The organism is Peptostreptococcus porci (assembly GCF_009695815.1).
Taxonomy (GTDB): domain Bacteria; phylum Bacillota; class Clostridia; order Peptostreptococcales; family Peptostreptococcaceae; genus Peptostreptococcus; species Peptostreptococcus porci.
The window spans coordinates 260,310-281,192 of record NZ_VUNE01000003.1; the positions used below are offsets into that span (position 1 = coordinate 260,310).

A 20,883-nucleotide genomic window follows, 5' to 3' on the forward strand; every position below is an offset into this window, starting at 1 on the left:
TTCCACCTCCATCCTTGACCTTAGAATATGGTCAATATCAAATTTTCGTTCACATTACTACCATTAATAATTTCAGGTATATTTATAATGTTTCCACCCCTAATAATGTTATAACACATTTTCTTTGATTCTTCAAATTCTTTCAGCTCATCGACTATCAATCGTCCTTCGCTTAGGGATTTTACATTCGACTTGTTCAAAAACAGCCTTTTCTTAAATAACTCTGGCTCAAGTAGATATATAGCGGCTATCACATCCCAAAGAACAATCGCCTCATATCCATATAGCTCCTTAAACTCGCTCATCCACTTTTCTATTTTTTCAACAATAAAGGCGTTTTTTCCATATTTTTCAACAGATTTGAACTTTGATTTTTCTAATTCCACAGTACCAAACTGACTTTTCATACAGTTGTTCCCCGTCAAAATGGATATATTTTTAAAATTTTTTAATACGATATATGCACCTTCATTACAAACGGTGAAATTCAATTCATTCATCATTTTATTACCAAAGTACAATGGCTCTGTCACACCACCCATTATGACAATTTCCTTTATATTATCTACAATATTATTGTCTATCATGTAGGCATCATATATATTTTGGAGAGAGCCTGTTGCCAAAATCGATATTTCCTTTGGATTTTTATTCACTTGCTCAACTATGAATTTAGCTGCATCATTTTCACACTCATCGACTACCTTATCAAATGACAAATTTACATAGTTTTTCATTTCAAAAGTACCAGAGCCACATACAAGTGGAATTTCTGAATGATTAATTTCAGCCAAAAGATCTCTTGTTTTCAGAAACACATTTTTCACGTTGTCATTTCCATATGTACAAGTGATGCCAAGTAAATCTACGTCATTTCTATTCAAAAGATAAATCAGTGCCAATCCATCGTCTATATCTCTATTGTTAATACCCATAGTATTATCACAGTCAAAAATTACCTTTTTCATCTTTATGCCCTTTCTTATTAATCTCTATTCAAAGAAGCAATATTTTTTAAATGTCATATATACAGCATCTCCTAATGTATACTTTTCTTCGACGTCATATGAATCAACCTTTATTTTCACACCATTAAAATCTGCCAAATATTGTATCTTTGCCCCAAGATACAGTATTTTGTTAATACTTCCACTTATAATGATATCTTTTTCAAGTCTTGCATTTTCAAATACTTCATACAAGGATTTGCAGATGACTTCTGATTTATCTTTTGAAATATATTTTTCACACTCTATATCCTCTGGTTTTACAAATATAGTTTCAGTCGTTTCTCCTAAGCTATGTTCTAAAAAATTATCTCTCATTAAAAAGCTTGCAGTCTCTCTATCCTTAGGTTTATCATAAATGTTTTGAGGTGTATCAAATCCATGTATTCTACCATTTAGAACAATTGCCATTTTATCCCCAAACATCATCGCCTCTTCTTTGTCATGAGTTACCAATATCGTTGTTATTTGATGCTTTTTTTGAAGCTCTATCGTCAGCTCTCTCATCTTTTCTCTCAAGTTTGTATCCAAGCTGGAATATGCTTCATCCAATAGCAATACCTCTGGCTCTGCTGCCAAAGCTCTTGCCAATGCAATTCTCTGTTTTTCTCCACCTGAAAGTTGACTAACTTTCTTGTTTTCATACCCCTGCAAATTGATTTCCTTTAATAGCTTACCTACCATACTATCAATTTGATCCTTGCTCTTTTTTTTCGCTTTCATGGAGAATGCTATGTTATCATAGACATTCATATGTGGAAACAGCAAATTTTCTTGACTTACTATAACGATATTTCTTTTGTTTGGTGCAAGACTACTAATGTCACACCCATTTAGAATAACACTACCCTGATAGTCATCAATAATCCCAGCCATTATATTTAGTACTGTGCTTTTTCCACATCCAGATGGACCTAAAAGACTAACTCTTTCACCTGTATTGACAGAAATGTTAAAGTCATTCAAAACTAATTTATTCCCATATTTTTTTGTAATATTTCTTACTTCCAATTTATACATAAAAACCTCTATCTCATTTTACAAAAAACAGATTATTAAATAATAATATTAAATAATATCAAATTAAATATAGTTGTAATTTTCCATCTCGTTCTTATAGATTTTTTTCAATATGTATTCCATCACAATCAAGGTAAAAAATGTACTTAACACAAATATTATCGCATAAACCGCTCCCAGCATTCTATCACCAGATTGAATAAACGGGAACATATCCATAGTAAAAGTATTTATTCTTCCACCACCAATTAGATACACCAAGAAATATTGGCTAAAAGAAACGATATAGCACATCATGCTCGCAGATATAATACCAGGTAATAGCATCGGGAATAATACATATCTATACGTATAAAATGTCCCTGCACCCAAAATATACGCTTGCTCTATATATTTTTTTCCAATTATTAAAAACACCTCTTTTAACATCCTAACCGCATATGGAATACATGGAACTATACTCACCAAAATGACACCCAAATACGTTCTCGCCAAACCCATTCTAATAAATTCCACACTTAATCCCATTCCTATCGAAACCGGTGGAATGATTATAGGTGAAAACACCAAACTTTCTATAATTTTCTTTCCCCTTATATCATCAAGTGCCAAAACTTTTGCACATGGGATGGAAATCAACACTGTAATCAATGTAGTCATGCTCGAAATAAATATACTGTTTCCCAGAGATGTTAGAACTCTTCCCCTATTTTCAAACACATAATTCCATCCTCTTAGCCCAAAGTCATTCGGAATCACGCTAGGCCATGAATAATTTTTTGAAAAAGATAAAATTATTATCATAGCTATTGGAGCGATAATTGCCACCATTGAAATAGCGACCATGAATACATAAAATAATCTCTTGTTATTCATCTCTGACACCTCCAAGAACAATTCTTTTGATGATTAAATTCAGCACAGAAACTGAAATGATACAAAAAAGAATTATAATTATGTTTATTGCCATTGCATAAGGTCTATTACTAAACATTGGATTTTGATATTCCACGAAGGCTTGAACTGATAATGCCTTTGGAAAAGTCGATCCCAATAGCATTGGAATTTCATAAGAACCAAACGAAAATGCAAATACAATAGTAAATGTTGAGATAATTGTCGGCAATAGCATTGGGACTGTGATATTCCAAAAAGCATAAAGCTTGCTGGCACCGAGATTAATTGCAATCATCTCATGTTTTCCACTCAAATTTCTCAATATCGATAAAACTGACAACAAAACATAAGGTGTTTCCTTCCATATATAGGAAATAATTATTCCCATACCATTTTTATTGTACAAAAAATGTGCAAAATATTTTTCTGAATCTCTCACTCCAAAAAAATACGCTAAACGTGACAAAAATCCTGTATCTGACAGAAATATTATCGCAAATAAAGCCACTATAATATGTGGAATTATTATGGGTAGCTTGTATATAAATTCCCTTTTTATTTTTGATTCTACTAGAATTTTCGCTATTATTACCCCTAAAACCACTGACAAAAAAGAAGATACTAATGTTGTGTAAATGGTAAATCCGAAGCTTTTTATAAACTCACTATTGTGAATTATATCAATATAATACTTTAAGCTTATTTCATTCATTCCCGCAATAGGAAAAAATCCGAGACTTTGTAAAAAAGCCCCGAATATCCCAACTGCCAAAACAAATATAATCAGTATCATAACCGGTAAAACACCAAGATATGATTTTATTTTTTTTATACTTGTCATTATATTCTCCTATTTGTTTGGAATTTCCTCTGCCCATATTTTTTCAATAACTGGAACTAATGCAGAAGGAAGCTCCGGTTGTCTTTTTTTCAACAGCTCAGCTTGTGGTAGAGTTGCTGATCCGATTTTTACACCTGCAATTTCTTTCTTTTGGTCTTCTGACAACTTACTATTATCTATTACAGGTAAATCGCCCCACACTTCTGGTTTGTATTTTTCAAGCTGTGAATCAAAGTTTAGAATTTCATTGATTACCACCATTGCACCCTCCTTATTCGGTGCGTTCTTTGCAATTGCCAAAAAATGTGTATTTCCGATTGTTCCTTTGTCAAAAACACTAGTTTTTGTAGATTTTGGGAATGTTCCGTTTTCTACCATATTTGATGCGAAATTTGGATTATAGCTTACATCAAATATCACCGTACCATCCGCAAACATATTATCTAACTGAGTAGATTCTGCTGGATACGTCTTACCCTCTTTCCAAAGGTATGGCTTTAATTCCTTTAAATAGTCTAATGCCGGCTTTATTGCAGTTCTCACAGCCTCAACATTTTTAGGATCCAAGCCCTTGATCTTGTCATATCCAACCTTTTCGTAAATAATATTTCTTACAAATGCAGATCCAGTAAAATCTGGAGGTGCTGGATAAGTTATTTTTCCTGGATTTGCCTTTGCAGCTTTCATCAAATCATCTGCACTCTTTATTGGTCCCAATACATCTGAATTGTAAACCATCACAACCTGTGCCTTTCCAAACGGAGACTCATAGCCCTTTGTTTCAAATCCAAAGTCATATTTTACTTCATCTGAATTTACATCTACGTATTTTTCCATATTTGGCAATTTATCTACAAATGGTCCGAATAGTAAATTATTATTCATAGCAGTGTAGAAGTTTTCTCCATTTATCCATATAATATCAATATTGCCTTTTTCTTCACCAGCCTGAACACTATTTTGTAGGTTATTTAGTATCTCATCAATGTTCATTCCCGTTCTTTTTAAGGTTATACCATATTCCTTCTTCACTTTATCTGCCAGATAGTGATCTATCCAGTTGTTTGTCAAATCAGAGCCACCCCAACCATAGATAGTTACAGTCGTATCTTTAGCTGATGCTTGATAATCCTCATATTTTTTTGCCAAAATAGCCTCATCATTGCTCTTATCTGAAGCCTTGTCTCCAGTTGAAGCACAACCCGAAAGTACAAGCGTTGAAGCCAATAATAATGCCGAAATCTTTGATAATAGTTTCATTTTTCCTCCTTTTTAATCAAGTTTTTTTTCGTGTTACAATTAAATCAATATTAAAATAAATTTCTTCACACAATTATACCATAAGAAGATAATGATTATTACTTCCTATGGTATAAAAGTTTTCTATATTAGCATCAATAAAAATCGAGATTATCTATAATAAATTTGTAATTGCTTAGATCACTTGATTGACAATCTTCTAATGCTATTTCATGTTTATAATTTGATTTACATAAATATCTTGAACAGAATTAACTCCACCTACGACAAATATATTTTTTGCTTCTGTCGCCAATTTTGACATTGATGCCATCTTGTTTTTTGGAGTCAATAGTATGTCTGTCTTTTTTGAATTAACAATATTAACCGCACTCATTGCATCTGCAAAATTTCTTCCATCTACAAAAGAGATGTCTTTATATGAAGTCTTTTCGGCAATCTTTACAGAGGTTTCATATCTATCTTTCCCATAAATTCTCTCACCATCTTCTTGACTTACAGAGTTTGGACCGCCAAATGTGTATACTACCTTGAACTCCTCAGTAAAATATGGAACATTACCTCTTATCAGCATCAAGCCAAGATTTTTCTCTCTAAGTAGAGGATAAGCACTCAGGGCGTCTGGGTAATCTTCTCCATTCGCAACTCCAACGTTTTTATATCCAGCTTCGACCAAAGTCATTTTATTAGTTTCATACTTGTTTCTTCCTACAATTCTTTTTACATCTGCCTTACCAATATATGCTTGATCAATTTTAAAAGGAATATAATTATCGTAGCTATCGTCAGAATACACAACATATACTTTTTTAATATTTTTATCAGTTTCAGCTTTGCCAAATTCTGAGGATTTTGTGTAAAGAACAAGCTTTGCATTATACTTATTCACAAGATTCATAGCGCTCAAGATATCAGCAAAATTATATCCAGGTGCCACAACTAGTGTGTCTGACTTATTTTCCTTTGATGCTTGAACTGACGTCAGCGTTCTATCGACACCGGAAACTCGCTCGAATTTTGTGGCAGCTTCAGCTTGAGCAAATGCTCCTGCCGTTATCAAGCCTGCAAATACTAAAGAGATTATTTTCTTTCTTTTTTTAAATACCTTCATAACGCACCCCCAATAATAATTAAAAATTACACTTAGACCAATTAAATTTCAAACTTTTTCAAAGGATCTCCTGAAGCCTTTATATACTTCGCTCCATCGATACCAACTACGCTATTTCTCATCAGATCAAAAACTTGTTTTGTGTTTTTCTTGTAAATACTGATGCCCGTATTCGAATTATCCAAAAAAGATTGCTCTGTCTGAACAAATACAACTACCTTTTTTTGAACACCATTTTTTATTACTCTTCCGATTTCAACGTACGTGGATGGATAATCAAAATTTACATCTACTAATGCTAAATCACAAATCAAGCCTTCTTTGAAAGACGAGCTGGATTTGTCATAGTGATATTTCGAATAAAAGGTAATGGCTGTTTCTTCCTCTGCAACTGAACTCATAACATTATATTTGATATCTGAAGTCAAGGCACTTGGCATATTAACCCTAATCCATCCATCTGCATAATTAATCGGTATATTTCCAGACGAATTTTGACCACCCGTATTCACAGCTGGTGTTCCGTCGATTGCCTGCCTTACATACTGATCCTCCACAGATTTTGGTCCACCTACGACAAAAATTTCCCCTGCATTTTTTGCGATATTCATGGTTTGAGCATTTTTATTTCTCGGAACCAATACAATATCCGCTTTTTTTGAGTTTGTAATATTTACAGCACTCATAGAATCGGCATAATTTCTACCATCTACAAAAACGACATTTTTCATAGCAGTTTTTTGAGCGATTTTATTTGAGGTATCATATCTATCAACACCTGCAATTCTCTGTCCACCATCTTGAACCACAGTATTTTTTCCACCAAATGTGTACACGACATTGTAACCACTTGAATTATATGATTTTTTTCCGTTGACCAAGAGTATTCCTAAGTTTTCTTCTCTAAGAACACCATACGAGCTAAGTGCATCAGCGTATACCTCTCCTGTAGCGACTCCTATATTTTTGTACTTAGTCAGTTCCAATGTCTTTCTATTCGTTTCATAAATATCTTTTCCAGTAATTCTGTTGACAGTTGCATTTTTTGCAAGCTTTAAATCTATAGCACTAGAAATCTTTCTATTACCTTCATTTCCACCAACTATATAAACAGACTTTATAGACTTGTCATTTTCAAACTGACCAATATTATCTCCATTCCCAACCAAAATCATTCTACCATTGAACTTATTCACTATATTCATTGCACTGATTGCATCTTGATAACTATATGCTGGAGCAATGACAAGAACATCGCTGGAAAATGTTTTCGCGGACTCTATAGATGTAAGAACTCTGTCATTTCCGTAATATCTCGTATATTTTGTTTCAGCAAAAGAATTTGAATAACCTCCGAATGAAGCAATAGCCAAAAATGCGATTACTAATGAGATTTTCATTTTGTCTCTACCCTTCATATAATCCCTCCTATCAGTACTAGACACTGCTAATTTATTACATTATTTGTTTCTCTATATAAATTCAAAATTATATTGTCATATATATGATTTAGAGTATTATTTCAAGCTCTAAACATTTCCATTCTTCACCAAGCACAGTATATATCTCTGTTTCATCTAAGACTGTATCTTTAAATCCCACAGATTTATAACAGTAGTATGCAGACTCATTATTTTCAAATACACCCAAAGAAATTTTTTTAGCACCAATAATTTCCTGTGCATATTTTATTCCCAATTGTAACATTCCTTTTCCATACCCATTACCACGCTTTTCTGGGTCTACTACTATAAATCCAAACCTCAACTCATCAAAGTTCTCTGTTGGTCTTCTCATTGTGAAAAAGCCTATTAGCTCATCATCATTAACAGCTGTAAACGCCATTAGATTATTAACAAATCCGAACTGTTCTCTGCTGATTGGATAATCACCCAAAACGCCTGCAGACCATTTATAAAAATCTCTTTCGTCGCTTATCCAAGAAAGGATTGTATCTGCATCATTTTCATTATAAGATCTTAATCTAAATTCCATTTCTTCTCCTTTAAGTTCAAAAATTAGTCGTCTTTATTGTATTGTCAATTTTGAAAGCTAACCGTAGCTCCTCACTAAATCTTACTACTTTTTCTTTTTTGAAAACAAGCCCCCAATAAAGCTTCCAATCAACGAAATTATTCCATATATCAATATATAGATAGCTGCACTCTCGTTATAAAATATAAATAGCGTCGAAGCGAAAATCAACATTACCATCAATGTGTAAATAAAATCAAACGATTTTACAATCCCATAAATTAGAGAAAGTATAAAACATACTACTGGAATTACAATTAGCAAAATAAACATAGCACTCCCTGTATCCTGAATGAGTAGTGGTAAAACATAAAAAACAAATATATTAGCTATCAAAAAAACCGACATATCTCTTAATTTTTTCATTCTTACACCTCCACAACGTCTATATTTACTCAGGTTTTCCCTATTTTAAAGCAAGGCAAGAGCAATCTATATATTGTCTTTAATTATCTTCCATTGATTATATAAATCATCAATTGAAAATCTAGCATTGGCAGGACTTGTAGATGGAAGCTGTATACTCTCAACACCGATTTTCTTTTCATGATATTTTCGGTAGTAACGATAGGATGTCCCGCCATTACAAAAAATATTTTTTATATCTGCCACCTTAAATATAGGGCTTAAGTCTGACGCAACTACATTTTGAATACTGGAATCACTTGAGCCAATGATGTCACACTGATAGATCACATCATATACTGCAATATGATGTCTAAGAAGAAATTCTCGTCTCTCTTCTATATCTGTTCCCAATGACTCTTCGAAAATACGTTCAAGTAAAGGCCAAAAACGATTTTGAGGATGACCGTAAAAAAATCCGTATTCTCGAGTTTTAATGGATGGAAATGATCCCAAAATTAAAATTTTCGAATCAGCTTGAAAAAGAGGTTGAAGTGGATGGACTATAGTCTGATGTTCTCTCACTCTTCAGTCCCTCCAACATATTTCGTTTTCCATGCATTAATATATTCAAATTCTAGATACGCTTTAATTAATTCCATTCTTCCACCTCAAACCACAATAAAAATTTTCACTCTTTCTTTATTATATTTTAACACTTTAGCACTATATTAATCAACTTCAAAGAATTCTTTTTACAATTGTCCATTCCTGACTATTTTTCTTCTAAACAATCCATGTTTATTACAATAGTAGTAAATCATACCTCCACCTCTAACAAAAAATCTAGCTTCAGCATTTCCCTCAGGATATAGCTTTATCATTTCGAATTTACTTGAATTGACATATGCAATAAAGCTTATATAATGATTTTTTTCCATTGGATGATTTATTTTTATGTAAACCTCATTGTCAATTTTTTCGGCAACGATCTCGTGTTCATCATTTATTTCCTCAATATCTAATGCCGGTAGAGTTACTCCACAACAACTTATCAATACATCTCCCATTGAATTTACTGTATTTCCGCAAATAGGACACACATATAGCTTTGACTTCATAATATTACTTGATCTATTTTCATTTATTATGTTCTCTCCAGACAATAATTCTATTATCGAAATATTTAATGCCTTTGATATTGGCTCGATTAAAGATATGTCTGGAAGCCCCTTCCCCGTTTCCCATTTTGAAACAGCTTTATCACTTACTCCTAGAATTTCTGCCAATTCTAATTGTGTCATATTTTTTTGCTTTCTCAATTTCTTTATAGTTTCACCAGTTATATAATTCATTATTTTCACTCCTATTTATTAATATTATCATTTTTGTTGTTATCTTATAAGACTATACTAAGATTAGCATTAAAGAGATTTAATTACAACCTACGTAAAGTAGAGTAAAAAAAGAACAGCCAACATAGACTGGCTGCTCTATTTCACTCTAATAATTGTATTGCAAGGATTTCTAAAACCTCGCATACCATCATCTTTTTAGTTATTTTCCATATTCTCGATATGTTTTTTTATTTTATTTCCAAATTCTTTAAATCGCTTTTTCTCTTCTGGCCAAATTTTTGTGACTCTATCAACTGCGATAATAAAGATAATCACAGATGCATAATCTTTGGCTTTTTCGATCATACCAATACTTTCAAGAACAATCAACAGCAAATAAAAAGTAAAAAGAATGGTACGTTTCGGAAGTGCAATCAAAAACTCTATGCCAGCCTTGTAGCCGACATAAATTTGACGATTAATACCATTAGACTTTTCCAATCGTCTATTAATAAGTCCGGATATTCTGGTGTAAAACCAATCCGAAGTAAAAAACAAAGACTGAACAGCAATGGCTAATAGTCCAATATTATTTGCATATTTTTCCTCATAGCCAAAAGCACGTGCCAATAAATAAGCCCAATCACCATTATCAATACATATCAAAACAGAAAAGTACACAACGGCTAAAGCTATGGCTATAAGCAGTAAAGAACGAAAAAATTTCATTATATTCATACTCCCTCACACTCTATTTATTTCACTTTATTATAATATGTTAACTAAAGCAAGTCAAGAATAGTTCTTTTCTATGTTTTCGATATATTTACTTAGTCCTAGCAACCGATTCTCTTACAGTATCTTGGACCAAAGCAACATATTGTCCTCAAAAACAATCTGGATTTTTCCTGTATCCTTTAGCCATGATAAATATGATTTTACAGTACTGCCAACCAGCACATATTGTTCAACATTTAATGTCAATCCATAGTCATTGAACAGCTTTTGTAAAATATGTTCAAATGAAATTGGTCTTTCGCATATCTCTTCTATCTTATTAGCAACTTCAATAGTTTTGTCGATATTATACTGTGCTAGCTCCTGTATATCCTCACATACGTCAGCATGTGCAGGCACGAATATCTTTGCATTTAGAGTTTTTATATACTCCAAAGTTTGAAGATACTTTTCGACATCGTATAAAAACGCTATTTTATATTTATCAAGTGTATTTTTACTCGATATGCAATCAGCCAAATATATCACGTTATCCGGAGTTTTAAATCCGACCATATCGAGGAAATGACCAGGCAAGTGTATAATTTCAAAGCCCTCTGGAATATTTTCTTCGGATAGATATTGAGCATCACTTTCCTGTGCCATCAAAAATTTATGTCTTAAATCTTTAAATGGATACCCGCCAAACAAATATGCTGGTTCCAATTCAGTGTGTCTAGTAAACGCACATTCTTTTCCTGGAGCAAATATTTTACAGCCAGTGTTTGATTGAAGGTATTTGTTTCCTCCAATGTGATCAGCGTTTGAGTGCGTGTTATATATTGCTTTTAGCTTCCATCCGTTTGCATCAATTAATTTTCTTATCTTTCTACCCGCTTCTTTGTCGTTACCACTATCTATAATACACACATCTTCGTCATTCAATTTGACCAATCCAACTTTTGCTGGACTCTGTATGTAGTAGCAATTTTCTGTTATTTGAATCAATTCGTACACAATATCATCTCCAATCACGATATATTATATCAAAAAACAAATTATGTATAATTATACCATAATTATATGTGTAATATTATTATAAATTATGTGTTTAATTGCCATACAAAAATTTCGTAAAGATTTATAGCACCGTCATTGTATTTTCTTTTTTTCTGTCTCAATCTACTTAAAATATAATTTTATACAAGCGTTGATATTTTCATTCATATTGTTTATATCCATAAACTCATATGCTCCCATTAAGTTTGTCAAGACGAAAGTTTCATCCTTACCAATTTTTGCATTTTTCCCATGATTGACATTTGGATTGCTTTTATCATTTTTTTCGACAACCATATCCCACCTATGCTCCGGATCTTCCTTGTCATCATTTTTAACATATATTCCCAATGCTATTTTATCACCTTTTTTCAATATATTAATATACTCTTGAGGTATTTTTAAGGTATGATATCCAGCCTTTTCCATTTTTCCTGATAAAATCTTCGCCTTGTCTTTCTCTAACTTATTATTGATATCTTCTATCTCTTCTAATTGCTCATTACCAAATTCTCTACTATATTTTTCAAAATTATTTATATAATATATCTCATATTCTGCATTTGGCTTTGTTGTATAAAATCCTACTGAATCCATAATTTGATTATTTTCAGAAATTGAATATTTGTTGAAAAGTATCGTCTTATCTCCATACTTATCTGGACTTATATATCCGGTAAATGCGTAGTCATCATATTGATAAACTCCTTTAAACTCATCAACATCCCTTACATCTGTAAAAACATACGCATCACTACATATTCCACTGCTTTTATACGACACAAAGAAATATCCTTTGTCACCAAAATATTCTGTCTGAGAATCTTTTACAATCCATGCTCCATCAATATCTGGTCTATTTCCAACTGGAAAATTTTCTTTACTAAAATTATCGTCCCATCCAACTATTGCAATAGCATGATTCGGATTCGTATTATAGTCCAAAGAAGAATATGCCTTCTTTTCATTGCTATATGTACTGCTATTAGAATAAGGGAATGTTTTATTTCCGTCATGAGCCATATATATGTTGGAAACTACTGCACCATTATTTTTTATCGCTTCTTTTATCTGCTTCATTAAAATATCGTCATTTGATGCAATTTTTTTATTATCAATAGTTTTTAAAAATTCAAATCCTAGCACTTGTCTAACCGGCTTTTTCACTACAGGATTCTTGGCTTCATTTCTCACTACAATTTCTGTTTTGTACTCCCTGCTCATTTCTTCTATTATAGCCTTTTCCTTATCGTTTAAATAAGGAGCTGTAACAAAATCATGCTTTATAGGAATATACTTATCATCAGATTCGAGAATTGGACCTCTTCCAGAAATAAAATACGAAATATCTGATTCTCTATTCCTTCCCTCTCTGACATTTAACTCACGTCCCTTGTCTTTAAAAGAAAATCCATGTCTATTTTCCATATTATTCTCAGATAAGTCTAGCTCCACGCCCTCTTTCATCTTTATATGAGATTCTAAAGCTGCCATACTTGCAAAGCTTCTGCATCCACCATCGTAAAATTGATTCTTAACTGTAGTTACATATGATTTACCATCAACGTTTCTCAAATCAAATCTCACGGGTAACCCAGTCGTCTTTTCTAATTCAATATCTTTATTCTCAATGTTCTCTTTATCCTTATCATTTTTTACTTCGCTTTTATTTTCCTTCTTATTTCCTCCACTTTCATCCTTATCATCATTTTTATCACTATCGCTCTTTTTATTATCGCTAGGTTTTATAACATCGGACCTTGACACAACATTTTGATCAGCTCTAGCTTTCTCGCCATTAGTCACAGTATCCTTTCCAATTATTTCAGCTTTAGTTCCATTATTTACCACTCGTTTTCCAACGAAAATCAACTCTAAATTTGATAGTTTTTTTGCTCTAGTGTATACATCATAGGATTTTTTGCCAAATATTATAGGAGATTTTGATTTAGATGCGTATGGACCTGCTACTAAACCATCAACCAAATACGAATCTTCAGATGATGCAATAAATACCTTATTTCCATCAAAAGAATTTAAATATGTACTTATTATTTTTTTGTTTGTGTCATTTCTATCCATTCCACTTACTCTTACATAATTCATTGTTCTCAAATCATTATTAGAAACTGAGTTTTCACCACCAATTACAGTTATTTTGTCGCTGTGTATTCCCAAGTTCCTTATTTTTTTATCAAAAACAAGTATTGCATAATTTTCTATACATGAAACAGGTGATATTGATATTGCATCTGATATAGAATTTCTACCTACTACAAATATACCTTTCACACTTCCCAGTTTTTCTTTTACCCTTAGTGATGTATCAAATCTGTCTTCTCCATAAATTCTTTCAACAGATATCCCTTTTTGGATAATAAAGTTTTCGATTTTTTTTGATATGGAATTTATTCCGCCAGCAATAATTACTTTTTTTACTCCACTTTGTTCAAAAAAGGTTTCCACCTTTTTAGAAAGTGAAGTTCCTGTATTTAAGACAATGGGTGCATCTAACTTATTCGATAACGGCCCAAATACAAGCGAATCTATAATTTTATCATTCTCTCCTGATGCTAGAATTACAGTATCAATATTTTTATACTTCTCAGCTATTTTTATAGATGTTTCTATTCTGTCAACTCCACCTATCAATGTTTCCGTTGTAGCGTAACTTCTAAAATTAATTGCGCTAGCTATCATAAACAATAATACAAGCAAAAAAACAAAGTTCCTTTTCAGTTTTATTCTTCTCATAAAGACTACCCCTTACATAAATATTTTTCTATCGCAAATACAATCTAACACATCTTTATCATGTGAAATGAAAATATATGTCAAATTTAATTTATCCTTCAGATCCAGCATCAAATTTAATATGCTCGCTTGAACGGATACATCCAATGCAGACGTAATCTCATCGCAAACTACTATCTTTGGTTCAAGTACTAACGCCCTAGCAATAGACACTCTCTGTAGTTGTCCACCACTAAATTGATGCGGATATTTTTCTATATCTGATTCCTTTAAACCACATAATTCAAAATACTCTATTACCTTTGACATAGCATCATCTATACTCATATCAGTCTCATGAATCAACAAGGCATCTAATACGCTTTTTCCAACCTTTATTTTTGGATTTAAAGCAGAATACTGATCCTGCATTATTATTTGTATTTTTTTCTTCACATAAAGATTGGAGTACTTGTTAATATTTTCCTTTTTTGAGTCTTTTATTTTTTCATAGACAACTTCTCCATCTATCACTATTACACCTGAGTCTGGACTCTCAATATTGACAAGACATTTTGCAAAGGTTGATTTTCCACATCCGGAATTACCAACTATTCCAACAATTTCTCCTCTATTTATTTCAAAATTAAAATCCATCAAAATATTTTTTTCTTTATTTACACCAAATATACCCTTTGATTCGACATACTTTTTATTTATATTTCTGGCTTCTAGTATTTTCATATGCTTTCAAACCTACCTTTGAAGTTATTTGGATTTGGTATTGCTGCCACTAATGACCTAGAATACTCATTTTCCTGCTTTCTGAAAAATGCCTTACACTCTTTCTTTTCAATAATCCTCAAATCCTTCATTACTACGATATCGTCGGCAAAGTTTTCCAACCTTTTTAAATCATGGCTTATAAACAATATTGCAACATTCATATTTTTGGAAATATCTTTTAGCAATCCGAGTATTTCTAATTTTAAGTTATCATCTATTGCAGTAGTTGGTTCGTCAGCGATAATTATTTTAGGGTTTGCTGCAATAGCGCACGCAATCTGAACCCTCTGCTTCATACCTCCACTTATCTCATGAGGATATTTAGAATAAACCTGTTCTGGATTTTCTAGCTTTACAGACTTAAATAACTCAATAACAGAATTATAAATATCGCTGCCTTTTTTATTACTGTGAAGCTTATACATTTCCCCAACTTGATTTCCCACAGTGAAGGTTGGATTAAGTGACTTTGAAGGCGATTGAAAAATTACAGATATTTCACTTCCTCTTCTCTTTTCAATCATTTCTTTGCTCGCACTCAATAGATTCTCACCTTCGAAGATAATACGCCCTTTGACGTAAATATTATCTGAGTTCAACCCCACTATCCCCATGGATGAAATGGTTTTTCCGCTTCCAGACTCTCCTATTAGAGCCGTTATTCTTCCCGGAATAAGCTCAAAATCCACCTCAACTTCGATTTCTTTTTGCTCTATAACATTTTCAATAGGATTGAAATATATCCTAAATCCCTCTCCAATGAAATTTATCGATACTAAGATTAACACAATCAATATACCTGCTGGTAACCATGTCCACCAATAGCTTTGCAGGGCTCTCATATTTTGTGCTGCAGTCAAAATATTTCCCAAACTTGGCATAGGCTCCTTCACACCCAATCCAAGAAAACTCAAAGAAGCCTCCATCAAAATTGCATTTGCCATCGAAATAGTCGATGCAACTATAATGGATGGAAAAACATTCGGAAGTATATCTCTAATTACTATACGAAAATTGCTGAACCCAATAACTTTTGAAATAACAACAAAATCTCTCTTTTTTAATGACAAAGTTTGGGCTCTGACGATTCTTGCTACCTCTGTCCACGATAAAAGTGATATTATTAGAACCAAATTACGTATAGAGGGTCCTAGTATCGATGCAAATGAAATTGCTACAATAAAAAAAGGAAAACACATCAGCACATCTATCGTTCTCATAATAATAAAATCAATTTTTTTGCCTCCGTATCCAGACAAAAGTCCCAAAACTGCACCTATTGCTATCTGTATTGATGTTGCAAGCACTCCGACCAACAATGATATTCTTATACTATACAACAGTCTAGTAAGCATATCTCTTCCTAGATTATCCGTTCCTAAAATATGCTCCTTAGAGGGTTTGGCGTTTATGCTGTATAAATCGATATCAGAGTATGAAAATTTCGTCATAAACGGCCCTATTAATGCTACTATTGACAGAATGATCAGTACAGCACAGCCAAATGCTATATATACATTTTTCTTGCTAATGTCGATTTTAAAACAATTCGGTATAAATGATTTATTTATTGATTTCGACACAAAAGATTTCTTTGTTGATAATATCTTTTTATTTCTCATATTCTTCACCTACTCAAGCTCTACTCGTTTATCGACCAATATATAAAATACATCTGCCAATATATTTGATATGAGTATGACGACTGCCGTTATCATAAGAATCCCCATAATCAATGGATAGTCTCTATTTTGCACTGCCTCATATCCTAGCCTTCCAATCCCAGGCCAAACAAAAACTGTTTCAGTCATTAGTGCTCCAGAAAATAATGTCGGAACCTGTATGAAAAAAACTGTAATTATAGGAATTAAAGCATTTTTTAAGCCATGCTTCAAAATAGCTTTTCTAAAACTCATCCCTTTTGCCATTGCGCTCTTTATATAATCCTTATCCAAAATCTCAATCATTGCCGATCTAGTGTATCTAATAAACGATGCCATATGAACCATTATCAATACTGCTGATGGTAAAATCAAGTGTAACAACATATCTAAGATTTTTTCAATCCCTGAGTAATTGTATCTGACATTATACATCCCCGACGATGGTAGTATAGATAAGTCATACGAAAAAATCTTTATCAATACTAGCGAGAAGAAAAATGCTGGTATTGATACACCTACAAACGAAACCACTGTTATTATATCATCTACAGCCGTATTTCTCTTAAGCGATGAAATCATCCCTATTGCCACACCTAAAACACTGCTTAATATTAATGACAATCCCATAAGCAAAATTGTATTTCCAATTCTACTAGATATTATTTCTATTACTGGTCGTGAAAATTTTATTGAATATCCCAGGTCAAATACCAACGCCCTTTTCATCCATTTGATATACTTAATAAAGAAATTATCATAATACCCAATACTTCTCAATTTTGCCTCTATAAGCTCTGGTGGTGTGTTTGGACTGAGCATGTGTAGGTATGGGTTTCCTGGTTGTAAATTAACTAAAGCAAAAATTAGTATTGATATTCCAAACAATACAAACAATGAAATTATGAGTCTTTTTACAATATAGTTTTTCACTTTTACACCTCTAACTCATATTATATTAAAATCCAGTAAAATCATATTTATGGTGATTCTACTGGATTTTCATTTTACAAAAATAATTTTTATGTAAATTTGCGAGGTATAGTATTTTTTTTAACTTACCTCAAATTATTATACTACTTACTGTGCTACTACCCAATTTTGTGCATCATCAAAATCTCTGAACACAGATGGATTGAATCCTTCCAATTTTGGAGTTGTTCCTATTACTATTTCTTGTTCAAATAAATATGCCCAAGGGACTTGTTCATTCATATATTCAGCGAACTTCTTATATGATACCTTACGTTTTTCCATGTCTGTTGTAGAAGTTCCCTCTTCAAGAATTGCTTCTAGTTCTGGAGTTGTAAAGCCTACGATATTCCATCCCATTTTTCCTTTTTCATTACTCACAGCAGACGCTGACCAATATGGAGTCATATCCGGATCAATTGCAAGATTATTGCCCATCATATACATATCGAATTCGTGGTTTGCAACAACTTTTTCCATCAATGCAGGAAACTCCATTTTATTCAATTCAACTTTTATACCAACCTTTGATAGGTTTTCCTGAATAACCTGTGCTGCCTGTTCTCTAACTGAATTTCCAGTTGGAACGTCAAGTTTAAACTCTAATTTCTTACCAGATGAATTAACCATTACATCTCCCTTAAGAGTATACCCAGCTTCGTTTAACAATTTTTTTGCGTTTTCGACACTATAATCATACTTATTGAACTTTGCATCGCTTGGATAAGCCCAAGAACTAGACAGCATCGGTGCGTCCTTGACTTCACCATTACCTTCGATAAGCTTGTCTACCATTGACTTTCTATCAATCGCAGTTACGATAGCTTGTCTAACTTTTATATCTTTGAATATTTCATTTCTATAATTCATTCCCATATACTGGAATAAGTTATTTTGATGTCTATATATTTTAGTTCCTTCTTTTTCAAGAGCATCTATATCCGCTTTCTTCAGATTTGTTATATCTGCAATGTCTACATCACCATTCTTTAAATCAGCAGCAACTGTATCTTCACTAACTACCTTCAGTACTATCTTGGAAGTTTTTACATCACCACCAAAGAAAGCATCATTTTTTTCAAACTTTGCATCCTGTCCTTCTGTAAAGGAAGATAATTTGTATGGACCACTTCCAACCGGCTTTGCCATCAAATCCTTTGATTCTTTCCACTTAGATAAATCTACAGATGACCAAATATGCTCCGGAATAATTCCAATAGTCCCTAGTTTTGCCAATGCTGGTCCATATGGCTTAGAATATGAAATTTTCACAGTTACATCATCAACGGCTTCAATACCTTTAACCTTATTTTCTTTTCCTTCTTTATATTCATCAACGCCTACAATATTTGTAACAAAGTCACTATATTCCCCATCGTAATTTTTATTTGCCAATGTTGTAAATGTAAATACGACATCCTTTGCTGTTAAAGGTTTTCCATCAGACCATTTAACGTCTTTTTTAATTGTGAAAGTAATAGTCTTTTGATCACTAGAAACTTCGTACTTTTCTGCCAAATACGGTTGTACCTCTTGTTTATCGTCTAACTTTAGCAATGAAGCATATACCATCTTACATACTGCGTCATCATAAACCGAGTCAGTCAATAAAGGATTGAAAACTCCTGATGGAGATGTTGAGATGCCATATACTATAGAATCCTTTACCGCACTCTTATCTCCCTCTTTACTAGCACAGCCAGACAATATGCCTAATGATAATAGCATTGCCAGTGCTATAGAAGATAGCTTCTTTAATTTTAAAGTCATAATAACCCTCCTAGATTATAAAATAATTATTTCATTGATAATTTTATAATCCAAGAGGGTTAACTGTCAATATAAATGGAACAGTATAGCTAGATTGAATTGCCATCTGCCATAGTATAGATAATATCTATAAACTATATGCTAAATTTTATAGAAATATCAATACAATTCACTATCTAAAAAATCCAGAGCAAACTGTGCAAACATAGCTGTTCCATAAACCATATAATCTTCATCTATTTTAAATTTTTCGTGATGTGGAAAATAAACACTTCCCTTTTCATCATTTTTAAAGCCCATATTTATATATACACCTTTTGCGTGCTGGAAGTAATACGACATATCCTCAGATGCCATAAGAGGTTTCATCAGAATATTTTTGCCTTTACCCAAAACTTTTTCACTTGTCTTTTGAGCTATCCTAACCAAATCATCATCATTCTTCAGACTCAAGGTACTTTCTTCTATATCTACACTAACCTCGATTTCATAGGCATCTGCTATTGCATTGGCATGTCTTATTATCGCATCGTGAACAACCTTCCTAGCAGCCGGATCAAAATATCTCATAGACATATCTATCTCAGCATATTTCGAAATAATATTGGCTTTTGTCCCAGCGTTTATTCTTCCAACGGAAACTACAACTGGTTCTTGTGGTGCGACATTCTTTGTTACTATGCCCTGTATATCAGTTACGAACATACACGCTGGATGAATCGTATCTTTTGCCAATTGAGGTGATGAACCATGACCAGATACACCTTCAAATTTAATATAGATTGTATCACAGCCAGTCAATCTATAGCCACCTTCAATATTGGCAAATCCTGTTTCCATCGTCGGCAAACCATGCATAGCAAAGCAACCATCTACATTTTCCATTCCACCTGCCTCAATTATTTTTTTCGCACCAGAAAAATTTTCCTCTCCTTCTTGAAAGAAAAACCTTACTTCACCGTTTATCTTATCTCTCATTCCAGAAAGTATCTTTGCGGCTCCCAAAAGCATCGCACTATGAGCATCATGACCACAAGCATGCATTACACCATCGTTTTTTGATTTAAAGTCTATTTCTGATTCTTCAATAATAGGCAGCGCATCCATATCAGCTCTAAGAACGACTGTTTTTCCCTTTTTGCTTCCAATTAATCTGGCAATTGTAGATGTATTTCCTACTGTTTCTATTTCAAGCCCCAGCTTCTCCAATTCATCAACAATTAATCTCTGAGTATCATACTCTTGATTGCTGAGCTCAGGATTTTCATGAAATGTACGTCTTACTTTTACAATGTAATCTTCTATTGATTTTGCCTTATCTAACATTTTATTC

General features: G+C 32.8%; 19 protein-coding genes. All 19 read right to left on the bottom strand.

Going from position 1 to position 20,883, the window contains the following annotated elements; genetic code table 11:
- Positions 1-20: 20 nt before the first annotated feature.
- Positions 21-968 carry a nucleoside hydrolase gene (locus tag FYJ71_RS06970; protein ID WP_154538061.1) on the bottom strand — a complete coding sequence of 316 codons (948 nt, stop codon included), beginning with the start codon at positions 966-968 and terminating at the stop codon, positions 21-23.
- A gap of 24 nt (positions 969-992) precedes the next feature.
- Positions 993-2,027 carry an ABC transporter ATP-binding protein gene (locus tag FYJ71_RS06975; RefSeq protein ID WP_154538062.1) on the bottom strand — a complete coding sequence of 345 codons (1,035 nt, stop codon included), beginning with the start codon at positions 2,025-2,027 and terminating at the stop codon, positions 993-995.
- Between the two features lie 63 nt (positions 2,028-2,090).
- Positions 2,091-2,903 (bottom strand): ABC transporter permease, encoded by an 813-nt coding sequence (locus tag FYJ71_RS06980; protein WP_154538063.1) that lies wholly within the window; start codon positions 2,901-2,903, stop codon positions 2,091-2,093.
- Positions 2,896-3,765 carry an ABC transporter permease gene (locus FYJ71_RS06985; RefSeq protein WP_154538064.1) on the bottom strand — a complete coding sequence of 290 codons (870 nt, stop codon included), beginning with the start codon at positions 3,763-3,765 and terminating at the stop codon, positions 2,896-2,898. Before FYJ71_RS06985 ends, FYJ71_RS06980 begins: the two co-directional genes overlap by 8 nt.
- 9 nt (positions 3,766-3,774) lie before the next feature.
- A complete protein-coding gene (locus FYJ71_RS06990; RefSeq protein WP_154538065.1) occupies positions 3,775-5,025 on the bottom strand; it encodes an ABC transporter substrate-binding protein in 1,251 nt (416 codons plus the stop codon).
- A gap of 205 nt (positions 5,026-5,230) precedes the next feature.
- Positions 5,231-6,136, bottom strand: coding sequence for a cell wall-binding repeat-containing protein (locus FYJ71_RS06995; RefSeq protein WP_154538066.1), 906 nt, complete (start codon positions 6,134-6,136; stop codon positions 5,231-5,233).
- Positions 6,137-6,177: 41 nt separating this feature from the next.
- On the bottom strand, positions 6,178-7,554 hold the full coding sequence (locus FYJ71_RS07000) for a cell wall-binding repeat-containing protein (RefSeq protein WP_154538067.1): 1,377 nt from the start codon (positions 7,552-7,554) through the stop codon (positions 6,178-6,180).
- A 91-nt stretch (positions 7,555-7,645) separates the two neighbouring features.
- A complete protein-coding gene (locus FYJ71_RS07005; protein ID WP_154538068.1) occupies positions 7,646-8,131 on the bottom strand; it encodes a GNAT family N-acetyltransferase in 486 nt (161 codons plus the stop codon).
- Between the two features lie 84 nt (positions 8,132-8,215).
- Positions 8,216-8,536 carry a hypothetical protein gene (locus FYJ71_RS07010; protein ID WP_154538069.1) on the bottom strand — a complete coding sequence of 107 codons (321 nt, stop codon included), beginning with the start codon at positions 8,534-8,536 and terminating at the stop codon, positions 8,216-8,218.
- A 66-nt stretch (positions 8,537-8,602) separates the two neighbouring features.
- On the bottom strand, positions 8,603-9,100 hold the full coding sequence (locus FYJ71_RS07015) for a DNA-deoxyinosine glycosylase (RefSeq protein ID WP_277087062.1): 498 nt from the start codon (positions 9,098-9,100) through the stop codon (positions 8,603-8,605).
- Between the two features lie 170 nt (positions 9,101-9,270).
- The gene (locus FYJ71_RS07020; protein ID WP_154538070.1) at positions 9,271-9,870 is read right to left on the bottom strand and encodes a helix-turn-helix domain-containing protein; all 600 of its coding nucleotides are present in this window, start codon (positions 9,868-9,870) and stop codon (positions 9,271-9,273) included.
- Positions 9,871-10,068: 198 nt separating this feature from the next.
- Positions 10,069-10,590, bottom strand: coding sequence for a hypothetical protein (locus FYJ71_RS07025; protein WP_154538071.1), 522 nt, complete (start codon positions 10,588-10,590; stop codon positions 10,069-10,071).
- A 114-nt stretch (positions 10,591-10,704) separates the two neighbouring features.
- A complete protein-coding gene (locus FYJ71_RS07030) occupies positions 10,705-11,586 on the bottom strand; it encodes an MBL fold metallo-hydrolase (protein ID WP_328597752.1) in 882 nt (293 codons plus the stop codon).
- Between the two features lie 165 nt (positions 11,587-11,751).
- Positions 11,752-14,328 carry a cell wall-binding repeat-containing protein gene (locus tag FYJ71_RS07035; protein WP_207707223.1) on the bottom strand — a complete coding sequence of 859 codons (2,577 nt, stop codon included), beginning with the start codon at positions 14,326-14,328 and terminating at the stop codon, positions 11,752-11,754.
- Positions 14,329-14,394: 66 nt separating this feature from the next.
- Positions 14,395-15,105, bottom strand: coding sequence for an ABC transporter ATP-binding protein (locus FYJ71_RS07040; RefSeq protein WP_154538073.1), 711 nt, complete (start codon positions 15,103-15,105; stop codon positions 14,395-14,397).
- A complete protein-coding gene (locus FYJ71_RS07045; protein WP_154538074.1) occupies positions 15,102-16,769 on the bottom strand; it encodes an ABC transporter permease subunit in 1,668 nt (555 codons plus the stop codon). The genes FYJ71_RS07040 and FYJ71_RS07045 overlap by 4 nt, the downstream gene beginning before the upstream one ends.
- A gap of 9 nt (positions 16,770-16,778) precedes the next feature.
- A complete protein-coding gene (locus FYJ71_RS07050; protein WP_277087057.1) occupies positions 16,779-17,741 on the bottom strand; it encodes an ABC transporter permease in 963 nt (320 codons plus the stop codon).
- Between the two features lie 147 nt (positions 17,742-17,888).
- Positions 17,889-19,550 carry an ABC transporter substrate-binding protein gene (locus tag FYJ71_RS07055; RefSeq protein WP_154538075.1) on the bottom strand — a complete coding sequence of 554 codons (1,662 nt, stop codon included), beginning with the start codon at positions 19,548-19,550 and terminating at the stop codon, positions 17,889-17,891.
- Positions 19,551-19,709: 159 nt separating this feature from the next.
- The gene (locus tag FYJ71_RS07060; protein WP_154538076.1) at positions 19,710-20,876 is read right to left on the bottom strand and encodes a M20 metallopeptidase family protein; all 1,167 of its coding nucleotides are present in this window, start codon (positions 20,874-20,876) and stop codon (positions 19,710-19,712) included.
- Positions 20,877-20,883: the final 7 nt, after the last annotated feature.